The sequence below is a fragment of the Gammaproteobacteria bacterium genome (assembly GCA_029862005.1).
Taxonomy (GTDB): domain Bacteria; phylum Pseudomonadota; class Gammaproteobacteria.
Window position 1 is genome coordinate 1 of the sequence record JAOTYD010000040.1, and the last position, 22,608, is coordinate 22,608.

Below are 22,608 nucleotides of genomic sequence, written 5' to 3' on the forward strand. Positions count from 1 at the left end.
TCGCCGGCGCATTCATCGCCGGCGGGCAGGTAACCACGACCATCCGCAAGGGTATCATCGACCCCAGTTCGATTGCCGGTAGTCCAGAGTTACTGGTCTACGGGATGCTGGCGGCGCTGCTGGCAGCCGCGATCTGGCTCATGATTGCCTCCACCCGGGGCTGGCCCGTTTCCACGACCCATACCATTGTCGGCGCCATCGTCGGCTTCGCCGCCGTGGGCATCGGGGTCGACGCGGTCAACTGGGGCAAGATCGGGAGTATTGTTGCCAGTTGGCTGGTTTCGCCCCTGATCGGCGGTGCTATCGCTCTGTTGCTGATGATCAGTATCCGCAAGTTGATCCTGAACACGGAAAAGCCGTTCGAAAAAGCCAAGCTTTGGGGCCCGGTTTATGTCTTCCTGGTCGGCTGGATCGTTGGCCTGGTCACGCTGTTCAAAGGCCTCAAACACCTCGATCTCGAGCTTAGTATAGTGCAGAGCCTGGTTGCCGCCACCGCCATCGGCATCGTTCTCGCCTTCATCGGTAAGCTGCTCATCAACCGAGTCAAGGTCGACCCGGAGGCGGACAAGGAACACCATTACGCCAGCGTCGAAAAGGTATTTGTGCCGCTAATGCTCTTCACCGCGGCCGCAATGGCCTTCGCGCATGGCTCAAACGACGTGGCCAACGCCATCGGTCCGCTAGCGGCGGTGGTTTCCATCGTTCAGAGTGGCGGCGAGGTCGCACAGAAGGCCGAATTACCGCTATGGATCCTCGCCCTCGGTGGTGTCGGCATCGTCATTGGTCTGAGCACCATGGGGTACCGGGTCATGGAGACCATTGGCACCAAGATCACCGAGTTGACGCCGACGCGAGGCTACTGTGCGACGCTGGCTGCCGCCACGACTGTCGTGCTTGCATCGAAGACCGGCCTGCCGGTGTCGACCACCCAGATTGCGGTGGGTGCCGTCATGGGTGTGGGCCTCGCGCGTGGCGTCGGTGCCATCGATCTGCGTGTCATTGGAGGTATTGTCCTGTCCTGGTTGGTCACCTTGCCCGCGGGCGGAATTCTCGCCGCATTGTTCTTTTTCCTGTTCAAGGGCATGTTTAGCTGACTCGGTTCCGGAAACCTGAAAAGCCCCCGAGTCACGTGGGCTTTCGCGTTGCGCTTTATGAATTCGATGCCCGATAATTCCATTGCTACCTTCCAGTTAAAGACCAGGCCCATAGTGGATCTGCAGACGATGAAAGGCGTGAAATTTCCGGCCGATCTCACCTTTCGCCAACTGTTGATAACCGGCCCGCCAGGTGCTGGAAAAAGCACCATGGTGCGTAAACTGAGGGGTTGGCCCGACGAAGGCTATATCGATCTGTCGCTGAACAAATGGTGGAAGGCAAAGGCCCTCAACCTGCGCCCGCGCGAGATCCATCTTGGCTTTCCGTGTCAGGGGTACAAAGACGCCCTGGCGGTGTTCGACAAAGAATGGATCGAGTCGCTGACACCGCCGGAACTCGATCTGGAGAGAATCAAGATACCGCCGCCGAAACGGTATTTCTTTTCCGTCAACTGGCGCAAACGCTATGCCTTCGAGTTCCTGATACCGAAGGCGGAAGTGCTGTTCGCGCAGCGGCGTCGGCGCAATAAGGAATATGGACGGCATCATGTCGACGAGGGTGTGAACCTGAAACGGGTCGAAAATCAGATCAGGATCTATCAGATGGCCGCGCTTCATTTATGCCGCAGCGGTTTGATTGCCTATATCCGCGAGGGAACCGATGGGGTCCCCCTTGAAATCATTGAATCCGGGAGCGGTTAAGATGGCGCGGTTCAAGGTCCGAAAACTACTCAGGAAACTCCTCAAGAGCGCATTTCCGAACCTGTTTTGGTCCCAAGAGGTGGACATCAAGGATACCTACCATTTGTCCGACAAGAAGATCAAGGTGCACATCAAGGAATATCCTTTTCAGATAAACCTCTATCCAGACAGCAAGACACTGCATCTGTATCCGGAGCCGGCACTGATTTGCGGTAGCGACGGCGTTGCGACGAATAGCTACATCCTGTTTGACCCGGACAGTTTCTACTCGGACATCTGTGGGTTCTATCGTCTTCAGGACGACGACACGATTACCCTGGGTGGCAGCGATCCGGAGCAGCGCGCAATTCTCAATATTTCCAAAAACACCCCTGCGCGCACGCTCAGCATCAGCAACGAAGATGGATGGCTGAACTTCAAGAGCCACGTTCCCGACCCAGGGCCCTGCATCGCACCATTGTTTGAGGATAAAAAGGTGAGACGGCTAGTCGATTGGCGGCAGCAGAAGCTGCGCAGATTGAGAGAGATTTTCGGCAACCCCATCGCATTGCTTCCGCCCGATGAAGCAATCGCACTGCTGCAAGAGGTCAACGAAATCCTTGAACATGAAAAGTATCGTCCCAAGGATAAGGACGGCAGGCCAGGCGGTGTCGTTGCGCTGCCCGATGAATCGACAGTCATCATTGTGGCAGACCTCCATGCCAAGGTCGACAATCTGCTTGTGGTATTGAGCCAGAACAATTTTCTGGAAGCGCTGGATGCGGGACGCGCGACCCTGGTGATCCTCGGGGACGCCGTCCACCCCGAGGGCGATGCCGTGTTGGATGAAATGGAAAGCTCCATGTTAATAATGGATCTTATCTTCAAACTCAAAGTCCACTTCCCGAAACAGGTGTTCTATATCAGGGGAAATCACGATAGTTTTTCGGAGGAAATAGCGAAAAACGGCATTCTGCAGGGGCTGCTCTGGGAGAAGACGCTACAAAAACAGCGCGGCAAGGCCTACAAAAAGGAGATGAGTCGGTTCTATGAGCTGCTGCCGTTTGTCGCATATTCCAGGCATTTCGTTGCCTGCCACGCCGCCCCCCCGGTATCTTCTACAAGCCTGAACAAGATCATCAATATCAGAAAGAATCGGAAACTGTATAAAGAGCTCGCAGACAACCGCTTGAGGCAAGCGAACCGACCAGCGGGTTATGCCAAGTCTGATGTAAAAAGATTCCGCAAGTGTCTCGATCTGGCAAAGAAAACCCCGCTTATCGTGGGTCATACATGTCTGAGCATCGACGATACGCTGTGGGAAAATCCCAACGACATCGAGAACCACTTTGTTGTCTACTCCAGTGATAGCAAATGGGTAGGCCTGATGGCCCAGATTGGGGACAGGCTTTATCCGTTCAGGTATCCGGTGGAGCCCATGATGTCGATCATCAACGCCCTCCCAGACGAAGAAGAGAAATGATCCGCACTGATGTTATCGCCGAACTTAAACCGGGTTATTTCAGGATTTCGGCCTGCCGATAATCAGCCGGGGTAGCGAGCCTTGAGTCCCTGGTAGACAGCGTCACGGAAATCAGCACTGTTACTATCGAGAGCAATCAGCAGCTCTGCGAGATGTTCATTATCTTCCCTGCCTTCCCAGATCTTGACGTAACTGCCGTCCTTGTAACCGTGATCCTGGCGGAAAAAATTTAATACGTTTTTACCCACATAGGTTCGATACAGTTGATCGAAATCCATATCGATCAATGCCATGATGCTGGCAAAGTCGGAAAAATGCATCGATTGTTGTGCAATCGTGGAATGTGCCATGGTCTCGATCGCGCTACGGATATCTCCGGATTGGCGCGGGTCGGATAACTCGGCCTCGATACGTGCGGCTGCAGCGGTGTTATCACTTTCCTGTAACAGGTAGTCGCTCATCGCAAAATGCAGGATATCGACCAGTTCGAGCTGAACCTGTTCGAGGTCCGGCTGCTGGTGCTTCCACCATTTCCAGCCGTAGTGATCGAGCATTTCGGCACATTCGGTCCAGATCGCGCGATACCAGGCATTGCCGGCCTGCCGCCATTCGGGATTGACGTGCGCATTCATCGCATCCTGCATTTCGAGCATGACCAGCAGTTGATCTTTCATAGTACATGTTTGAGAAAACTGATAAACCAGGTGTGGAGTTTACCGAACCTGTTACATACCGTATAGCCACGGTAGTAAAAAGCTCAGTAACGCCCACATTATGATCACCAACGGCAATCCGACGCGCACGAAATCACCGAAGCTATAGTTTCCGGCGTTCATGACCAGCAGGTTGGTCTGGTAAGCCATCGGTGTGGCGAAGCTCATGTTGGCGCCGAATAACACCGCCAGCACGAAGGGTTCGGCCGGTTGCCCGAGCTGGTGGGCAATGCCGATAGCAATAGGTGTGCCGATAACCGCGGCCGCATTATTGGAAACTACGTTGGTCAAAAGCGCCATCATTGCCAGTAACCCGCTCAGAATAAGCGTCGGTGACGCACCGGCAGTAAACGCCACGTAGGCACTGGCAATCATGTCGGCACCGCCCGTTTCGACCATTGCAGTGCCCATCGCCAGGCTGGTAACGATGATCAGTATCACCGGCGCACTCAGTGCACGCGTGGCGTCGTACCACTTGATACAACCGGTTAACAACATCGCCACAACCCCGCAAAGCGCGCTTACCGCAATGGGTAACAATCCGAAAGCGGCCATCAGGATAATCCACAGCATGATCAACATCGCCAGCGGCGCACGCTTGGAAATCGGTAGCGCCGATTTCGCATCGAGCACCAGCAAATTACGGCTCGATTTAAGTCGATCGATATTGCTGATCGATCCCTGCACCAGTAATACATCGCCTGAATGCAGGCGCGTTTCCTCGGTGTGTTCGGTGCCCTGTTTGCTGGCCCACTTATTGGTGCGAAACAGCGCCAGTACCATCAACTGGTAGCGCTCTCGAAAGCGGACATTGGCCAGGGTCCTGCCGTCAAGCGTCGATCCTGGGACCACGACTACCTCGGCGAGCTGCTGCGTGGCGTCCACCAGTGGATGTTCCTCGTCGACCGGTTCGTCGCCTGAAAACAGGCTCGCGCCAAGTACATTTTCCAGTTCCTTGAGGCGGTCCGGCGTGCTCTTGACCATGATTCGATCACCACTGCGTAACACCATGTCGGGTATCGCGATCAGTCGATTGTTTTTCTTGCCCCGTAAAATATGGACGACCTCGAGGTTGCCACCGGCAAGCTCGATGACCTCGGACAAGTGTTTCTGGTTAGCGACGCTGTCATCGTGGATACGGAGCTGTGCGTTAAACAACCGTGGTGACGTCGTCGGCAACCGCGCCTCACGCGCGGGCAGCAGTTTCGGTGCGACAAACCACAGATAAAGAATTCCAGCACATCCGGCTAGCATCGCCGGAAACACGAAATCAAACATGCCCAGTTGACGTAAACCAAGATCCGCGGCCACGGCCACCACCAGCAGGTTGGTTGACGTGCCGATACTGGTTGCCATGCCACCGATGGAGGTTGACAGCCCGAGTGGCATTAACAGGTCAGACGCCGGAGTCGAGGTTTTAATCGAGACACTGATCAGGATCGGCAATAGCAGAATTACGACCGGGGTGTTATTGATAAATGCACTCAGGATTGCACCGATAACCAGGGTGACGAGAAATGTCAGCAGTGGGTAATCAGCCCACCAGCGCGCCAACTCACGCCCGATCGGTTCCAGTGCGCCGGTGCGTACCAGGGCCTGGCCGGCGATCATTAATGCGCACACCGCCACCAGCGCCTGGTGAACAAAGCCGAGAAACAGATCGCTAGCGTGCAACGGTCTGATTCCACTGCTAAAGGGAAAGACCTCGAACAGCAATGAGAGCAGTACCAGAATGAGCAAACTCGAAGATGCCAACGGAATGCGCTCGATGGCAAACAGAATCAGGGCCAGTACCACCAGCCCCATCACGACGTAAGCATGAAATCCGGAATCAAGCGTTAGCGCTTCCATGGCCCTCGAGTTTAGCACTCTGTAGAAATTCAGTTGTCATTCCCACGTAGGCGGCCCCCCAGCGCACGCTGGGGGGCCGCCTACGCGGGAACGACGATAATTATTCAGGCCGCATATGTGGAAACAAGATTACGTCACGGATACTGGGCGAATCGGTAAGCAACATGACCAAGCGATCGATGCCGACTCCCTCACCTGCCGCGGGTGGCATTCCATATTCAAGCGCACGCACGTAATCCGCGTCGTAGTGCATGGCTTCTTCGTCGCCCGCTTCTTTTTCCTCAACCTGGCGCCTGAACCTGGCTGCCTGTTCCTCAGGATCGTTAAGTTCGGAGAACCCGTTGGCCAACTCCTGTCCACCGATAAAGAACTCGAAGCGGTCGGTGACAAACGGATTTTCGTCATTGCAACGTGACAGCGGCGAAACCTCGGTCGGATAGGCGGTAATAAAGGTCGGCTGTTTGAGTTCTTCTTCGACGGTTTTCTCGAATATTTCCAACTGCAATTTTCCAGCGCCCCAGCTGGCTTCGGATTTGATGCCAAGGTCGGTGGCAGCCGTGCGACAATATTCAAGATCCTCGAGCTGCGCGAGGTCAAGCCCGGGATTAAACTTGATGATGGCGTCAGCCACGCTGATTCGGGCAAACGCTTGTTCCAGATCAAATTCCTCGCCCTGGTAGGCCAGCTTCGTCGATCCGTGTATCTCCTGTACCAGCCGACGCGTCATATCCTCGGTCAAATCCATGAAGTCGTTGTAATCCGCGTAAGCCTGGTAAAACTCCAGCATCGTGAACTCGGGATTATGCCGCGTCGACAGCCCCTCATTGCGAAAATTGCGATTAATCTCGAAAACCTGCTCGATGCCACCCACCACGAGGCGCTTCAAATACAGTTCCGGTGCGACCCGCAGGTACAGCTCCATATCGAGTGCATTGTGATGTGTAATGAAAGGACGCGCGGCTGCACCGCCCGGTATAACCTGCATCATCGGGGTTTCGACCTCGATGAAGCCTGCAGCAGTCATGTAGTTACGGATAAAACTGACGCTCTGGCTGCGGATCGTAAATGCGCGCCGCGACTCCTCGTTCATGATCAGGTCGACATAACGTTGACGATATTTAAGCTCCTGGTCGGCAAGGCCATGGAATTTTTCCGGTAGCGGACGTAACGCCTTGGTCAGTAATTCGATTGTTTTAACCTTGATCGTGAGCTCGCCGGTTTTGGTTAAAAACAAAACGCCGTTGACACCGTAAATGTCACCGATATCGCTGTGCTTGAAGGCTTCGTAAATCTCTTCACCGACCACATCGCGCTGCACGAATATCTGCATACTGCCGCTCATATCGCGCAGCTGTGCGAAGCTTGCCTTGCCCATGACCCGCTTGAACATCATGCGACCCGCCAGGCTTACTTCGATACCCTGCGACTCGAGTTCTTCGCGCGTGAGCTGCGCGTACTGTTGCAGCAAATCGGCGGCCAGATGTTCACGTTCGAAATGATTGGGATAGGCCTGACCCCGTGCACGCAACTCGGCCAGTTTTTCACGGCGTTGCGCGATATAGCGGTTTTCGTCCTGTTCGGAGTCATCGTCACTGTGTTCAGCATCTTTATGCTGGTTCATTGCATTACCTGCCCCGTTTTGTTTTTTAGGCGCCACTTTTCAAACTGGCTTCGATAAACTGATCCAGATTACCATCCAGAACGGCCTGGGTATTACCGGTTTCGACCCCGGTGCGTAAATCCTTGATACGCGACTGATCAAGCACATAGGAGCGAATCTGGCTGCCCCAGCCGATATCGGATTTCAGATCTTCAATACTTTGCGCCTTGGCGTTTCGTACCTGGACCTCAAGCTCGTACAGCTTGGCCTTGAGCTGTTTCATCGCGGTTGCCTTGTTTTTATGCTGCGAGCGATCGTTCTGGCACTGAACCACGACATTGGTCGGCAAATGCGTAATTCGCACCGCTGATTCGGTCCGGTTGACATGTTGGCCACCTGCGCCGCTGGCGCGGTAAACGTCAATGCGCAAGTCGGACGGATCGATTTCAATATCAATATCGTCCTCGATTTCGGGTGATACAAACGCGGAGGCAAACGAGGTATGGCGTCGATTACCCGAATCGAACGGCGATTTACGAACCAGGCGATGAACCCCGGTTTCGGTGCGTAGCCAGCCAAAAGCATAGGGCCCCTCGAATCGTACCGTGGCACTTTTGATACCGGCCACGTCGCCATCAGAGACCTCGATCAACTCAGTTTTGAATCCCCTGGCCTCGCCCCAGCGCAGGTACATTCGCAGCAGCATTTCGGCCCAGTCCTGTGCCTCGGTTCCGCCTGCACCTGCCTGGATTTCGAGGAAAGCATTGTTCGCGTCCATTTCACCGGAAAACATGCGCCTGAATTCAAGCTCGGCGACGGATTTCTCAACGCGCTCGAGATCTGCTTCAACCTCGGTAACGGTCGCCCGGTCATCTTCATCAATGGCAAGTTCAAGCAATTCCGAAGCATCATCCAGGGTTTGCAAACCCTGGTCTATACCGGCTACTACCGATTCCAGGCTGGATTTTGCCTTGCCGAGTTGCTGCGCGTGTTCAGGATTGCTCCAGACATCAGGATTTTCCAGTTCGAGCATGACTTCTTCCAGCTTTTCTCGCTTCTGGTCGTAGTCAAAGATACCCCCGCAGCAATTCGACCCGCGATTTCAGGTCTTCTATCTGCTGGAAAATATGATTTGTCTCCACAGGTTAAGGCTCGTATCTTGAAAAACGCGCATTCTACCCGATCTAACCCGATAATATCACCTGCATTACCCTATTTTTCCGGGCTTTCATGGGCTAGAATATGCCGCCAATTTTCCTGACTATTGAGGTAACAAGTGTCACAAGATGTAGATGTTCAGTTGAAGGTGTGGAAGGACCTTGCAATAAGCAAACAAATTCTGATGGGCGCAGCGGCTGATGCACTCGGACTCGACGCCGAATGCAGCACCACCGAACTCAAGGCGGCTTTAGACCAGGCCATTCAACGGGCACGTGACGCGGATATCAAGATCCAGGAAACCCGTAGCGAAGCTGAACAGCAGATCAGCGATTACCAGAAGCGCGTCGAAGCCGCTGAGCAAGCGAGTAAGGAAGGCGAAGACCGGATCGCAGCAGCGATTAAGGCTCGCGAACAGGCCGAGCATCAACTTGCAGCTGGCAAGGCAGACAATGCCGAGGCGTTGAAGAAGGCCAGGGCGGAAGTGACAGAGAAACAGAATAAACTCAAGGCGATCTCGAAATCGCTCGCCGACACCCCGGAAAACGTGGTGCGCAAACTGAAGACCCTGAAAAAGCAGAAAATGGATGAGACCAGGTTGCGCGGGCAGGCGGAATCACGGCTGCAATCGATGCGCAAAGAGAAAACTCAGCTGGAAGCCGATCTCGAAGTCAGTAAAGAAACCCTCAAAAGCGCCGCGACATTACTCGAACAGGCCAAGGCACTGTATCAGGCCTGTCTTGAAGCCGAGGCGATAATTAAAAAGCTCGGTGACAAGAAAACAGATCCGTTCAAGGTTCCAGACTTTGACCAGGATGCGCTCGAAGCGTTCGAAGAAACGCTAGCCGCTAAATAAAGGCAATTTGATTAACCTGTGACTACCGTGCCGGAATTTCAAACAGGATACTGGCCCCCTGCTGCGGATTTTGCTCCGCCCAGATTCGTCCCTGATGCAGATCGATTATTTCACGACAGATAGCGAGACCCAGGCCGGTGCTGCCTGACTGGTTGCGCCTAACGCTACTCTGGTAGAACTTGTCAAATACCAGGTCGAGTTCTGCTGCAGGAATTCCTGGCCCCTGGTCGGAAACCCGAATTTGAAAGCCGGTTTTAGCCTGTTTAAGGTCGATGCGAATTTCACCGGCCTCGAGGCTAAACTGGATCGCATTGGCGATTATATTGCTCAGTACCTGGATAATACGATTTCGATCGCAAACACATTCCGTATCGTCAGAATCAGATTCAAAATGACAAGCCAGATTTTTCCAGCGCAAACGTAATTCCTGTTCCTTGATGCAGATTTCCACGAGTTCGGCCAGCTTTACCGGGCTCAAATCAAGTTGCATTTTCCCGGCCTCGAGCTTGGACAGATCGAGCAAATCGTTCAGCAGGTAGAGCAGGCGTGTGCCACTGAGATGGATATTTTCGAGATACTGGCGCAGTTTTTCCTGGCTCAGGCTATCGAGTCGTTTGAGACCCAGTTCGGCAAAGCTCAGGATACCGTGCATCGGGGTACGCAGTTCGTGGCTCATCGAAGCCAGAAATTTCGATTTTGCCTCGCTCGCCTGCTCTGCGACCTCACGGGCCTGCTGCAGCTCGGTTGCATCAATGTAGATCCCGACCCGATTGCCATTTGGCAAGCGCCGCAATGCAATCTGAATCCAGCGTCCATCGCTTAGACGATCAAGCATTTCAAAGCCGGCAGTACTATGAGCCTGCAGTCGCTGTTGCAACCAGCCCTCCGGGTCCTCCAACGCGTCCTTGTATACGCCCATTTCGACTCCGTACCTGACGAAACGCTCGAATGGAACTCCTTCATTAATATAGAACTGTTGTTGAGGATAGAGATCAAAGAAGCGGCGATTGAAGCGCTCGATAATTCCGTCGCGGTTGACGACCAGGAATCCCCCCGGCACGTTTTCGATCGCGGCTTCAAGCATTTCCTCACTTTTCTGCTTTTCGATTTCCGCGAACTTGCGCTCGGTCACGTCCTGCAAAGTACCGATAACTTCGACCACCTTACCCTCGGATATTTTTGAGGCCTCGGCACGTTCCACGATATGTCGAATCTCGCCGTCCCTACGCATAATTTGATACTCGATTTCGAATAGAACTTCCCCGGTTTCGCGTGCTTCGCTAAGCCGCGCCTGTTGATAGGTTGTGTGAACTCGCTCACGGTCTTCGGGGACCAGAATTTCGAGCATGTACGGATTGGTCGGATCAATCTTATCGGCGTTCAACCCGTAGATTCTGGCCAACTGCGGTGAGTATGAAACCAGGATATCGTTGACGAAATCCGTGCGGTAGCTACCGACATTCGAAATGCGCTGGGCTTCGTCAAGTTCCGCCTCGATGCGCCTGAATTCGGTCACATCCTGGACGGTACCTACCTGTTCAATCAACTTGCCATCACGCCACAACGCTGGCGCCAGGCGCTCGACCACGTGATAGACCTTCCCATCGGGAGACAGACTACGATATTCCACCTCGATCACTTCCCCTGAGTCATCACTCAACTGGTAAGCCGCTTTTACCTTGCCTATATCATCCGGGTGAACAAATTTTTCGGTGCTTTTCTGAGAACCTGATTTTTCAAGTTCTATCACAAATTCAAATAACCTGGCGTAACCCTTCGAGTAGGAAATCAATCTGTCATGCTCAACGTCCCAGCGAAAACTGCCGATCCCGGCAATTCGTTGCGCCTCTTCGAGCTCCGCTTCGATGCGCCTGGATTTAGTTACATCCTGTAACGTTCCAAGTTGTTCAATGACCTTTCCATCACGCCTGACCGAAGTATCTCCAAGCTCGGCAACATATCGGACTTCACCGTCTGCTCGCAGCAATCGAAACTCGACTTCATACGCGCCATCACCAACATCCGCACGGTTATAGGCTTCCACCACCTTTTCATAATCATCCGGATGAACGGCACCGAGCAAACGCTGATCGCTAGACGCCATTATTTGTTCCACGGTCATGCCGTAAATTCGTGCATATTCAGATGAACAGCTGATCAACCGATTTCGTTCTTTACTCCAACGATAACTACCGACCATGGCGATGTGCTGTGCCGCTTCAAACTCCGCCCTGATGCGCCTGAATTCGGTCACATCCTGGACGGTACCTATCTGTTCAATTACCTTGCCATCACGCCACAACGATGGCGCCAGTCGTTCAACCACGTAACCCACCTTTCCATCGGGGGCCCGGGTACGATATTCCACCTCGGTCATTTCTCCTGAAGCATCGCTAGACTGGTAAGCCGCTTTTACCCTGTCAAGGTCATCCGGATGGATATATTTTTCAGGCCAATCCATAGCTCCCGATTTTTGTTGTTCGACCGAGAAATCGAACAGCCTAGCGTACTCCTTTGAGCAAGATATCAATTTGTTATGCTCGACGTCCCAGCGAAAACTGCCGATCTTGGCGATGCGCTGGGCTTCCTCCAGTTCAACCTCAATGCGCCTTGACTCGGTCACATCAACGCACAAACCAACCAGCTCACCGCCCGGGAGTTTTTGCTCGACCAGACGGATGCGAATCCCATCTTTCAGGTTGAGGTCGAACGGAGTCCCAATCTCGTCTTTCCAGTTCTGTTGGCGCTCTATGATCCAGGCCTGCTTTTCCTCTTCACTGTTGAACTCTATTAGCTTTTCGTACGCGCCAGCAAACACTTCTTCGTAATGCGTACCTGGTTCCAGCAGATCGCTAATGCGGTAACAGATTTCTTTAAGGCGCGGGTTACAGAATATCAGGCGTCGATCGGAGTCAAACAAATAGAAACCATCGTGCAGCACCGCGGTTGCGTTGTATATCAGTTCCTGGCGATACTGTTGCCTGAGTTCATCTGATATATTCCTGCTGGCATCGAAGGCAACACCGCGATAGCCGAGAAACTGGCCTTGCTCATCAAAATAGGGGTTACCGCTGGTTTGAAAAGTTAATTCCCGGCCATCCAGCAACTGGCTGCGAAATCTGAAATCCTTAAAAGGTTGATGTGCTGCGATTAACTTTAGGTAAGAATCCCATTGTTCATCTTCAGCTGGATCAGGTGGGTCAAGGCGCAGGTCTATGCGTCTGCGGCCAAGGATATCTTCGGGCTTTGCACCGCTGACCTCGTAAAGGTGCGAGGATAAAAACACAAAACGGTCATCTTGATCGGTTTCCCAAAACCATTCGGAGGAAGTCTCAATATATTGCTGAAAGCGGCCTTCGGTAGTTCTTAATTCCCGGGTGCGCCTGTTAAATTCATCCTCTAGCTTTTGCCGCAAGCTATCAAAACGCCGTTGTAGCAGCCAAGAAATAATAAAAACAGTGCCGACACCAAGAAGAAACGTAATCGAGAGACTTAAAAACGTTAGCTCTCCAAAACCAAAAGAAATGCCCTGAACCGTTGCTGCAATCGACGTCAATGCGATACCACCGATAACGGCAACCGCAGTCGTGGGGTACCTGAAAAGCCTGGAGGTTACATCCTGTGACATCTATCGATCGATTTACACACGAGAAGTTCGAATAGTGCCCCGATTCTGGTCACTGCGGTAACAACGGTGGCGCCTCCACCGACACGAAGGTTTCCGGAAAGAAGCCATTGAAGCGGGTTGCAGCTGAATTACTGTAAGCCCCGGTTTGACCGATTTCTATCCAGTCGCCCTCCTCGGCGTCAACTGGAAGATAAAATGGTGCGGGTAAAATATCAAGGTTATCGCAGGTCGGACCCAGGATCGTAAAATCCTGGTGCTTGGACACAATTTCACGCGCCGGGTTGATCAACCGCGCAGGCAGTTTCATCTTGCCCATCAGGGTTTCGGACAGGCTTTGATAAACGCCGTCGTTGATATAGAGCCTGTCATCCTTGCGCAGCTGAATCTGCGTCAGCAGGGTGCACCCACTGGCAACCAGGGCGCGTCCCGGTTCACACATCAAAACACAGTCGCGCCGCAGACGGGACTGATCGAAAGCATCCTCGATCGCCTTAAAGTAGGCGCTTAGCTGGGGTGGGCGATCGTCTTCGTACAGGGCTGGAAAACCACCACCGACATCGAGGTAGTGAACCGGCACATCGGCCGCCTCGATCACGTCAAGCGCGGTGTTGATCCCGTCCACGAAGGCCTCGGGGTTGCGGCATTGCGAACCAACGTGAAACGCGACACCCGACTGAAAATCTGCATCGTGTACTTTTTTCAACAATTCCGGGGCTTCATCGGCGGCGATGCCAAACTTGTCTGAAAGCTGATATTGAGCATCGTGTACCGGGGTAATGATTCGTACCAGTACAACCTTACCATCGCCACCTCCGGTCACATCGATGATCTTGTTGAGCTCTTTCTCGTGATCGATGACAAAATGATCAACACCGTACACGCGTCGTGCAGTCCTGATTGCAGCGCGAGGTTTGACCGGGTGCATGAAATAGCAATCTGCCTGGGGTAAGTGTTCGCGTACCAACGCGATTTCGGCCAGCGAAGCCGTATCGAAATGTCGGATTCCGGCGTCATAAAGCGCCTGAAGTACGGCCAGGTGGGGATTGCACTTAACCGCATACATGACCCGACCCGGAAAAGTTTCGAGGAAATAGTGCGCCTGGCGTTTCAGTTCTGCAGGTCGCAGGCAATACACCGGGTAACCCGGCGCCAGTTCGTCGACGACCTCTTCAACCGTTGCAAAGTTGGGTAGCTGGTTTATGCTTGACATAATTGCACTCGTTATGTGTCCGATATTCTCGCACAGTATGCAATAGCATAGTATTGAATATAAGAATAACTTTGTCAGGATTCATACGGGTCACCGGCCCAGTAGGATAACGTCCTGTGCGGTCGCCAGAATTTAAGCCTTGCCCCGGGTCCTAGTTCAAAATTTTCGTTGTACCCTGCCATCAATGTTAGCCTGCAGCGATGTTTTTCGACTGCCTGCATTAGCGGTCTGAGTAAATCGTTGTCGATATTAAGTAATAGCGGATCGGGTTCTTTGTCCACACCTGTCTTCAACAGTTCGAGCAGGCGCAGGTCGATCACCACGGAATCGGTAGCGTCATCGATTTCAGCAACCCTGCTACAGGATTCGGGTTTCAATTCCAGGCTTCGTGCAAACTGATTGAGAATGGGATCGTCACAATACCAGCCAGGTTTCGCATCAACGACCGGTGGCAAACCTCCAGCACCCCAACACCACAGGCTGTTGATTGGTAACAATCCCCGTCGTACCCGTTCCACGTTTATCTCGTGTTGATGCATAAACATCTGTATTTCGTTAAGCAGCTGGTACCAGTGCAAAATGTTGCGCGACTGCTCGATATAGGGATTGGCGGTTTTCCCCAGGACCGAGAGAATATGCGGAAAATGGGTGGGGGCTGAAAACGCGTGCAACTGCAGCAGAAACAGCCCGTCTGCGATAGCACTTATATTACATTCTACTTTAAATAGTTCATTTAAATCATTGATTATTATATTTATATCTTTCAGATTTTCTTCATAATTTGGAATCGGAACAATCACCGCACTGTGCAGGCCGGCCTGTAAATGAACCGCCTGTGACAGCAGCAGACGCTCCGGTCCATGCATTTCAGATTGCTTGAATGCCTGCGCCAATGGCAGCCCCGCCGAGCCCTCAAGGCCCAATACAGCTTTCAATATCTCATCGATAGTATTGATCCGGTTCGGTTGTGGGGTTGCCAGGCGCAGCAGCCTGTTCAAGTGAGGTAACTTGTTATCAAGCAGTCCGGGCGGTAGTTCCCCTAACGGTAAATCGAATAACCCGGGCAGGACTAGTTGAACCTTTGCCGGCATTGGAAGGCACTAATCCTTCAGGCTCGTGGTCAGCAGCTCATTCAAGTCGTTGGACATTTCTTTATCGGCAAGCATGTTTTCCACCTGTGATTTCATCAGTTGCCCCTGTTGCGCGACCAGCTTGCGCCAGTGTACGAAAGGATTGGCAAGTCGGGCTGCTACCTGGGGATTAATCGCATCCAGTTCCAGGATCTTTTGCGCGGCCAGGGCATAGCCGGCACCATCGGCCCGGTGGAATGCAGTCGAATTGGCAATCGTAGAGCCCAGCAGCGACCTTGCCCGGTTTGGATTGGCTAGTGTGTAGGCTGAATGATCGAACAGGGGTTTAATTTCATCCAGCGCATTTTCCAGGCTGCTCGATCCAAGTACGCTAAACCATTTGTCCACCACCAGCGGGGTATCCTTCCACTGCTGATAAAACTGTGTAACGATCTGGTCACGTAACTCGTGCCGATAATGCACCACGATCTGCAAACAGGCAATCTGATCGGTCATGTTACTGGCCTGCGCAAACTGCGCTTTACAGCACTCGAAATAGTCGGACCTCTCGAGGTGCAACAGGTAGGCCAGGCACGCATTTTTCAATCGCCGGCCGGCGATCGCATCGGGATCCAGCCGGTACTCGCCGGTGTCAATACAGTCCCGGTAATGCGTTAGCATCCGGTCTTCATTGTGCGCCGCAATCTCCCGTTTCAGCGTTTCGCGAACTAACCGAACCCGGTGCACGTCGACCTGCTCCAGCATTTCACCGATATATCTCTCTCCCGGCAACACCAGCATCTCGGCGACCAGCGCTCGATCCATCGGGGATCGTTCCAGCACATCAGCAAAGGCAGCCAATAGCGGTTGCTGCAGTAGCGACCACTGATCGTCTTCCCGGTCCAGCATCGCCAGCATCACCCTGCTCGCCAACTGCTGAGATGCCTCCCAACGATTGAAAGGATCGCTGTCAAAAACCATCAACCGTGCGAGTTCGTCGTCATCCAGGTCTGTGGTCAGGATAATCGGGGCTGAAAAACCGCGAAACGCCGAAATCATGATCCCCGGCGGCATGTCATTAAACTGCAACAGCGTCTCGGGTTCCTTGATATCGACGATCTGTTCCTTTGTGCCGGCCTCGTCGAGTGGCATCGGATGACCCTCCGGGTCGAATAAAGCCAGCCGCATCGGCATGTGAAAGGCGCGATTCAGCTCCCCTTTGGTTGTACCGGCGCTCTGTATCACGGTCAGGGACAAAACACCGGTTTTCGAATCGTAATCGCGTTTGATTTCCACACGTGGTGTCCCGGACTGTTCGTACCAGCGCTGGAAGCGCGCCAGGTTGATTCCCGAGGCATCCTGCATCGCCGCGCGAAAATCATCGGTGGTAACCGCCTGGCCGTCATGGCGCTCGAAGTACAAGTCCATCCCCTTGCGGAAATTTTCCGCGCCCAGCAGGCAATGCATCATGCGTACAACTTCCGCACCCTTGTTATAAACCGTCGCGGTATAAAAGTTGTTGATTTCCTGGTAAGACGCCGGGCGCACGGGGTGCGCCATGGGACCCGCGTCCTCGCTGAACTGGTGGTTGCGTAAACCGCGCACGTCGCTGATACGCTGAATCGCACGGGAAAACATGTCGGCACTGAATTCCTGGTCACGAAACACGGTCAGGCCCTCTTTCAGGCTCAGCTGAAACCAGTCTCGACATGTGACCCGGTTACCTGTCCAGTTGTGAAAATACTCGTGCGCGATCACCCCTTCGATGGCCAGGTAATCATCATCCGTTGCGGTGTGCGAATTCGCCAGCACGTACTTGGTGTTGAATACGTTGAGTCCCTTGTTTTCCATCGCCCCCATGTTGAAATCATCCACCGCGACGATCATGTAAAGGTCGAGATCATATTCGAGACCATAAACCTCCTCATCCCAACGCATCGCTTTTTGCAGCGATCGCATCGCGTGATCACATTTGTCCCGATTATGGTGCTCGGTAAAGATTTGCAGCTGTACCTCCCATCCTGAACGCGTCGTGAACCGGTCCTCTATGCAGGCGAGATCCCCGGCAACCAGCGCAAACAAATAGCTCGGTTTTGGATACGGGTCGTGCCAGCTTACCCAGTGGCGATCATCGGTTTGCCCCCCGTCGACGCGGTTGCCGTTCGATAGCAATACAGGATAGGTACTTTTGTCGGCATGAATCTCGGTACTGAATACTGACATCACGTCGGGACGATCGAGGTAATAGGTAATGTAGCGAAAACCTTCCGCCTCGCACTGGGTACAAAAGTTTCCGTTCGAAAGGTAGAGACCCTCAAGGCGGGTATTTTCCGCGGCGTCAATCTCGACTTCACAGCTGAATTCGAAGTGACCGGGGACTGACTTGACGGTCAGCGTTTCCGATCCCAGTTTATAATCATCAGGTTGCAGCAGTTTTCCATCCACGCGCAGCTCGATCAGTGTCAGCTCGACTCCGTCGAGAACCAGTTCGTTGCCTTTACCGGTCGCTGTGCGGCGCATCTGCAGCCGGCTGATGACCCGGGCCCGGCGCGCTTCGAGATGAAACACCAGCTCCGTTTTCGTGATCTCGTAGGCAGGTGGCTGATAGTCTTTTAAGTACTTGCGCAGGTGCTGATCGGTTTTCATTTCGGAAGCCTGAAAAGAGGTCGCATAAGTGTACCCTAAGGAGTATCATTCGCGGCATTTTTCATCACCGGAGATTTTTTAAATGACGGTTGAACGCACTCTTTCAATCATTAAACCCGACGCCGTTGCCAAGAACGTTATTGGCGAAATTTACAATCGCTTCGAAAAAGCCGGCCTGTGCATCATAGCGGCCCGCATGGAACACTTGAGCGCCGAGAAAGCGGGTGAGTTTTATGCAGTGCATAAGGAGCGGCCTTTTTACGGCGACCTGGTCGAATTCATGACCTCGGGACCCGTCATGGTGCAGGTACTCGAGGGCGAGGACGCGATCGCGAAGAACCGCGAGGTTATGGGTGCTACCAACCCGGCTGATGCCGCGCCCGGCACGATCCGCGCAGATTTTGCACAAACGGTCGATGAAAACGCGGTGCACGGTTCGGATGGAACCGAAACCGCCAGCGCAGAGATCGAATTCTTTTTCGGTAGCGACGGTATCTGCCCGCGCACCCGGTAACAGTCTTTAACAATCCGCGGATTCAGGGTCAGCCGAAACCTGGCCTGCGTGGATTGCCTGGTGCTGCCACCAGGCGGGCAAATCGGCAATCGAGTCGAGTACGGCATACGGTTTTATCTCACCGTCCAGATCGGCGTTGCGAAATTTCCCCGTCCTGACCTGGATGCCACGAATTCCGCACTTTTGTGCAGCATCGATATCACCGACAATGTCGTCCCCAATCATATAAGTCTGCACGGCTGTGCATTGTAAAATAGCCAGCGATGACTCGAAAAAAGCCGGAGCCGGTTTACCGACCACGATAGCTTCACAGGATGCGGCGTGTTCCAGTGCCTTGACGAAGGGTGCGACATCCAGTTGCAGGCCATCCCGACCGCGCCAGTAACGTGTCATTCCGAGCGCGATCAACTGTGGTCTCGGATACTGCATCAAAAACCGAAAGGCGCAGTTCAGTAAACGAAAATCCCAGGCTTCACCCAGATCGCCAATAATCACGGCATCGACGGCTACGTCCTGCTCCAACGCTATCGATTCAATATCGCCAAAATCCTGTTGTGTGCCAGAAGGAACGAATAAAGCCACTCTCCGTAACTGGTGTTCATCGAGCCATTGAGTCGCAGCGACAACTGGGGTCATGACTTCGTCAAGTTGCGCACTGAATCCCAGGCTTGCAAATTTTTCCAGTAATGCCTGGCGGGACCGCGAGGTAGTATTTGTTACGAATAAATGAGGTATCTGCTGCTGTCTGATCCAGCCGAGCGCGTCGACCGCGCCCGTGATCAGGCGATCGTTCTGGTAGATGACGCCGTCAAGGTCAATCAATAAACCATTGTGGGCAACCTTGTTATCCCCCATGACCTTCTGAATTCTAACCAATCAACCCTGATTCCAAATTCACGCAAACCTCTACGGAAAAGTCTCCGAAGTGAATTTCTTGATGTTGTACTGCCCCATCACAATCCAACGCGGCGTGGCCTTTCCGGTTCCGGCAAGCTGCAGGCCAGGATGTCTTGCAACAACTCTCGTCAGGCTGGCTTCCTGTTCCGGATCGACGTCAACGATAAACACGTGTTTGCCCTGGCGCAACTGCGATTCAAAACGCTTGAAATCACGATGCGGGACCTGAATGCCGTATAATCCGCCGGACCAGGCGCCAAATCCAAACAATACCACTGCCAAAAATATAAATGGCATCCAGGTATAGGTATCGGGCCAATCGGTATAGGCAGTTACTATCAGTACCAGTGCAGCCAGCGCAATCCCGATCCAGGTCCCAACGATGACGCCATGAACTACATCTTTCTTGAATACAGATTCAATATTGTGCAAATGGTCATGGGTTTCTACTGCAGTGTCGTCCCGGCTGAATACATGAATTTGCGGTCGGTGTACACCGCTTGATTCGAGTTCCTCCTCGATTCGCTCGAGGTCATCCAGATCCTCGCTGACATAGAAATGCCTTTTCATGCTGTATCCCCCCGTAGTTACGAGTTGCAATCCAGAATACGCCTGTAACGGGGTCGAATCAAGTTGACCAGATTAGGCTATATTATTGTTAACTCTCACTAGGGCAACCTGTTCCGGAGCATTGATTCATGCTAATGTCCGTCGCTGTCCGATAATTGCAGAACATACTTTTTTCATGAGAATCGAAGACGACAGCAAGCTCGATTACAAGGATGTTTTGATCCGACCCAAGCGTAGCACGCTGGGCAGCCGCAAGGACGTGGAACTGGAGCGCGAATTCACGTTTCGCAACTACCAGTCCGATAATGAAGAGCACTACCGCGGCATCCCGATCATGGCCTCCAACATGGATGGTGTCGGTACCTTTGAGATGGCCGACAGCCTGGCCGGCATGGGATTGTTTACCTGCCTGGTTAAAAATTACGAGGCCGATGCGCTGATCGAGTTTTTTAGCACAGGCGATATCGGTCGCCGCGAAAATGTTGCTTATTCGACCGGCATTACCAGTCAGGATTTCGATAAATTCAAAGCAGTTTGCAGGAAAACCGGCACCGGTTTGAAATACGTTTGTGTCGATGTCGCCAACGGCTACTCCGAGCGCTTTTCCGATTTCATCAAGCAAGTGCGCGACGCCTATCCGGGCATTGTCATCATTGCGGGCAACGTCGTTACCGGCGAAATGACCGAGGAGTTGATATTAAGCGGCGCCGACATCGTCAAGGTCGGGATCGGTCCCGGCAGCGTCTGCACGACCCGAATCCAGACCGGCGTTGGATTTCCACAACTCTCGGCGGTTATCGAATGTGCCGACTCGGCGCATGGCCTCGGCGGTCATATTATTGCTGACGGTGGCTGCACCTGCCCCGGCGACCTGGCCAAGGCATTCGCCGCTGGTGCCGATTTTGTCATGCTCGGTGGCATGCTTGCGGGTCATGACGAGGGCGGAGGCGAGATCATTACGCGCTATTACCGGACCGGCGAAGTCACCAAAACCGACGCGGGCCTGGAAGACGTGATCGAGGAACGCAAGTTCGTCAACTTTTATGGTATGAGCTCAAAAGCAGCCAACGAGAAGCATTTCGGCGGTCTCAAGGAATATCGTTCCTCCGAAGGTCGCGAAATACAGGTGCCCTATCGCGGCAAAATCGAAAACACGATACAGGACCTGCTCGGTGGTGTTCGCAGCACCTGCACCTATGCCGGCGCCAAGAAACTGAAGTGGCTCAGCAAGTGCACAACCTTCGTCAAGACCAGCGAGCAATTCAACTCGGTTTTCGCCGACCACTAATGTCTATAGACATTGTCTCGGGGAGCGCATCCGCTTATCCGTGATTTCCCCAAACTAATCCGAATACAGGATTACAGCTCGCGCCGCACCAGCATCGCTATAGCTTTCGTCTTGTTAGATTAATTCAATTAAGGTGTCAGCACTGATGGCAAATTTGTCTCGGGGAACGTCTGAAAAAGTGTAGCGCGGCAGGGACGCCGCGCTCCAAGCGATTCCATGGATGGACCAACCGGCGTATGCGCCGGTTGGCAGCGCCTTTTTCATACGTTCCCCGAGACAAATTTTTTCAGGAGTTGCGGCGCCAGGCGTGGAACTTGGCCACCCACTCTAGCAGGCGCTCCGGCACGTGTGCGCGTTTCCACTCACCAGCCGCGTACTTGTTGGCCTCGGCCAGCGTCGGATAGATATGTATGGTGCCGAGAATCTTGTTCAGGCCCAGGCCATGCCGCATCGCCAGCACGTACTCAGCAATCAGGTCGCCGGCGTGCTCGCCGACAATGGTAACCCCCAGGATCCGGTCCTTGCCGGGCACGGTCAACACCTTGACGAAACCATGAGCCTCGCTGTCCGCAATAGCACGATCGAGATCATCGATGCCGTAGCGCGTGACCTCGTACTTGATGCCCTGCTCCTGCGCATCGCTTTCGTTCAATCCAACCCGCGCAATTTCCGGCTCGGTGAAGGTCGCCCACGGGATAACCGAGTAATCTGCCTTGAAACGCCTGACAATGCCAAACAACGAGTTGACCGACGTGTACCAGGCCTGGTGGGCACCAACATGGGTAAACTGGTAGGGCCCGACGACATCGCCACAGGCATAAATCGTCGGGATACTGGTTTGCAAATACTCGTTTACCTCGATGGTCCGGTTCGGATTCAAACGTACACCGATTTCTTCAAGCCCAAACCCGCTTGACCTCGGGGATCTGCCTACGGCCACAATCAACGCGTCAAATTCAATTTCAATCTCGCCATCCTTGTTCTCTGCGATCATGCAATCCTTACCGTCACGCTTGATAAATCGTTTCGCAGTATGAGCGGTTAGAATCCGCACCCCTTCGTCGGTAAATTTTTGCTGCACCATCTCGGAAATTTCCGGATCTTCCCGCAGCAGAATTCGGGGCAGCATTTCAACTTGTGTTACTTCAACACTGAGGCGGGCAAAGGCCTGAGTTAACTCGGCTCCGATCGGGCCTCCACCGAGAACGGCAAGCTTGCCGGGTTTGTTGCGCATATCCCAGAGATTATCCGAAGTGTAATAGTCAACATGGTCTATGCCTTCGATAGGCGGCACAAAAGGTCGCCCACCAGTAGCTACGACGATATTACGGGTGCGAATTGTGTCGCCG

General features: G+C 53.3%; 17 protein-coding genes. 6 read left to right on the forward strand and 11 right to left on the reverse strand.

All coding sequences use genetic code 11. From position 1 onward, the window contains the following. The 3 genes from OES20_16780 to OES20_16790 form a co-directional block, all read left to right on the forward strand. Positions 1 to 1,094: inorganic phosphate transporter (locus OES20_16780; protein MDH3636355.1), on the forward strand; the 1,094-nt coding region annotated here is incomplete at its 5' end. A gap of 114 nt (positions 1,095 to 1,208) precedes the next feature. Next, positions 1,209 to 1,796 carry a serine/threonine protein phosphatase gene (locus OES20_16785; protein MDH3636356.1) on the forward strand — a complete coding sequence of 196 codons (588 nt, stop codon included), beginning with the start codon at positions 1,209 to 1,211 and terminating at the stop codon, positions 1,794 to 1,796. 1 nt (position 1,797) lies between these two features. Continuing rightward, positions 1,798 to 3,258: a metallophosphoesterase gene (locus tag OES20_16790; GenBank protein ID MDH3636357.1), complete on the forward strand. Its 1,461-nt coding sequence runs from the start codon at positions 1,798 to 1,800 to the stop codon at positions 3,256 to 3,258. A gap of 62 nt (positions 3,259 to 3,320) precedes the next feature. Here OES20_16790 and OES20_16795 read toward each other — a convergent pair whose 3' ends face one another. From OES20_16795 to prfB, 4 genes are all read right to left on the reverse strand, one after another. Then, positions 3,321 to 3,932, reverse strand: a complete 612-nt coding sequence (locus tag OES20_16795; GenBank protein MDH3636358.1) for a dUTP diphosphatase — start codon at positions 3,930 to 3,932, stop codon at positions 3,321 to 3,323. Positions 3,933 to 3,983: 51 nt separating this feature from the next. Then, entirely contained in the window at positions 3,984 to 5,822 is a 1,839-nt protein-coding gene (locus OES20_16800; GenBank protein ID MDH3636359.1) for an SLC13 family permease, read from the reverse strand. A gap of 100 nt (positions 5,823 to 5,922) precedes the next feature. Beyond that, on the reverse strand, positions 5,923 to 7,443 hold the full coding sequence (gene lysS, locus OES20_16805) for a lysine--tRNA ligase (protein ID MDH3636360.1): 1,521 nt from the start codon (positions 7,441 to 7,443) through the stop codon (positions 5,923 to 5,925). Positions 7,444 to 7,468: 25 nt separating this feature from the next. After that, a protein-coding gene (gene prfB, locus OES20_16810; GenBank protein ID MDH3636361.1) for a peptide chain release factor 2 occupies positions 7,469 to 8,564 on the reverse strand; the annotation gives its coding sequence in 2 pieces (ribosomal slippage) (positions 7,469 to 8,491 and positions 8,493 to 8,564; 1,095 coding nt in all). A gap of 134 nt (positions 8,565 to 8,698) precedes the next feature. Between prfB and OES20_16815 the strand changes: the two genes are divergently transcribed. Further along, positions 8,699 to 9,436, forward strand: a complete 738-nt coding sequence (locus OES20_16815; GenBank protein ID MDH3636362.1) for a hypothetical protein — start codon at positions 8,699 to 8,701, stop codon at positions 9,434 to 9,436. 22 nt (positions 9,437 to 9,458) lie between these two features. Here the strand turns inward: OES20_16815 and OES20_16820 are convergent, their stop codons facing one another. The 4 genes from OES20_16820 to pepN all read right to left on the reverse strand — a co-directional run bounded on the left by OES20_16820 (position 9,459) and on the right by pepN (position 17,990). Continuing rightward, positions 9,459 to 13,064 carry a PAS domain-containing protein gene (locus tag OES20_16820; protein MDH3636363.1) on the reverse strand — a complete coding sequence of 1,202 codons (3,606 nt, stop codon included), beginning with the start codon at positions 13,062 to 13,064 and terminating at the stop codon, positions 9,459 to 9,461. 49 nt (positions 13,065 to 13,113) lie between these two features. Then, positions 13,114 to 14,274, reverse strand: coding sequence for a type III PLP-dependent enzyme (locus OES20_16825; protein ID MDH3636364.1), 1,161 nt, complete (start codon positions 14,272 to 14,274; stop codon positions 13,114 to 13,116). 74 nt (positions 14,275 to 14,348) lie between these two features. Next, entirely contained in the window at positions 14,349 to 15,365 is a 1,017-nt protein-coding gene (locus OES20_16830) for a hypothetical protein (protein MDH3636365.1), read from the reverse strand. Positions 15,366 to 15,374: 9 nt separating this feature from the next. Continuing rightward, the gene (gene pepN / locus OES20_16835) at positions 15,375 to 17,990 is read right to left on the reverse strand and encodes an aminopeptidase N (protein ID MDH3636366.1); all 2,616 of its coding nucleotides are present in this window, start codon (positions 17,988 to 17,990) and stop codon (positions 15,375 to 15,377) included. Positions 17,991 to 18,072: 82 nt separating this feature from the next. Here pepN and ndk point away from each other — a divergent pair, with 82 nt between their 5' ends. Beyond that, positions 18,073 to 18,504 carry a nucleoside-diphosphate kinase gene (gene ndk / locus OES20_16840; protein MDH3636367.1) on the forward strand — a complete coding sequence of 144 codons (432 nt, stop codon included), beginning with the start codon at positions 18,073 to 18,075 and terminating at the stop codon, positions 18,502 to 18,504. Between the two features lie 6 nt (positions 18,505 to 18,510). Here ndk and OES20_16845 read toward each other — a convergent pair whose 3' ends face one another. Beyond that, positions 18,511 to 19,380, reverse strand: a complete 870-nt coding sequence (locus OES20_16845; GenBank protein MDH3636368.1) for a TIGR01458 family HAD-type hydrolase — start codon at positions 19,378 to 19,380, stop codon at positions 18,511 to 18,513. Positions 19,381 to 19,410: 30 nt separating this feature from the next. Further along, a complete protein-coding gene (locus tag OES20_16850; protein MDH3636369.1) occupies positions 19,411 to 19,971 on the reverse strand; it encodes an NAD/FAD-utilizing enzyme in 561 nt (186 codons plus the stop codon). Between the two features lie 175 nt (positions 19,972 to 20,146). On the opposite strand from OES20_16850, the gene OES20_16855 reads away from it, so the two are divergent. Further along, positions 20,147 to 21,259: a GMP reductase gene (locus tag OES20_16855; protein ID MDH3636370.1), complete on the forward strand. Its 1,113-nt coding sequence runs from the start codon at positions 20,147 to 20,149 to the stop codon at positions 21,257 to 21,259. A gap of 286 nt (positions 21,260 to 21,545) precedes the next feature. On the opposite strand, the gene OES20_16860 is transcribed toward OES20_16855, so the two are convergent. Continuing rightward, a partial coding sequence (locus OES20_16860) for an FAD-dependent oxidoreductase (GenBank protein ID MDH3636371.1) occupies positions 21,546 to 22,608 on the reverse strand: 1,063 nt, incomplete at its 5' end.

Excerpts from the sequence above, each read along its gene's own strand:
- OES20_16790 (MDH3636357.1), top strand. The coding sequence starts at position 1,798 with ATGGCGCGGTTCAAGGTCCGAAAACTACTCAGGAAACTCCTCAAGAGC.
- OES20_16820 (MDH3636363.1), bottom strand. The coding sequence starts at position 13,064 with ATGTCACAGGATGTAACCTCCAGGCTTTTCAGGTACCCCACGACTGCG.
- OES20_16850 (MDH3636369.1), bottom strand. The coding sequence starts at position 19,971 with ATGAAAAGGCATTTCTATGTCAGCGAGGATCTGGATGACCTCGAGCGA.
- OES20_16825 (MDH3636364.1), bottom strand. The coding sequence starts at position 14,274 with ATGTCAAGCATAAACCAGCTACCCAACTTTGCAACGGTTGAAGAGGTC.
- pepN (MDH3636366.1), bottom strand. The coding sequence starts at position 17,990 with ATGAAAACCGATCAGCACCTGCGCAAGTACTTAAAAGACTATCAGCCA.
- OES20_16795 (MDH3636358.1), bottom strand. The coding sequence starts at position 3,932 with ATGAAAGATCAACTGCTGGTCATGCTCGAAATGCAGGATGCGATGAAT.
- OES20_16855 (MDH3636370.1), top strand. The coding sequence starts at position 20,147 with ATGAGAATCGAAGACGACAGCAAGCTCGATTACAAGGATGTTTTGATC.
- OES20_16830 (MDH3636365.1), bottom strand. The coding sequence starts at position 15,365 with ATGCCGGCAAAGGTTCAACTAGTCCTGCCCGGGTTATTCGATTTACCG.
- ndk (MDH3636367.1), top strand. The coding sequence starts at position 18,073 with ATGACGGTTGAACGCACTCTTTCAATCATTAAACCCGACGCCGTTGCC.
- OES20_16800 (MDH3636359.1), bottom strand. The coding sequence starts at position 5,822 with ATGGAAGCGCTAACGCTTGATTCCGGATTTCATGCTTACGTCGTGATG.
- lysS (MDH3636360.1), bottom strand. The coding sequence starts at position 7,443 with ATGAACCAGCATAAAGATGCTGAACACAGTGACGATGACTCCGAACAG.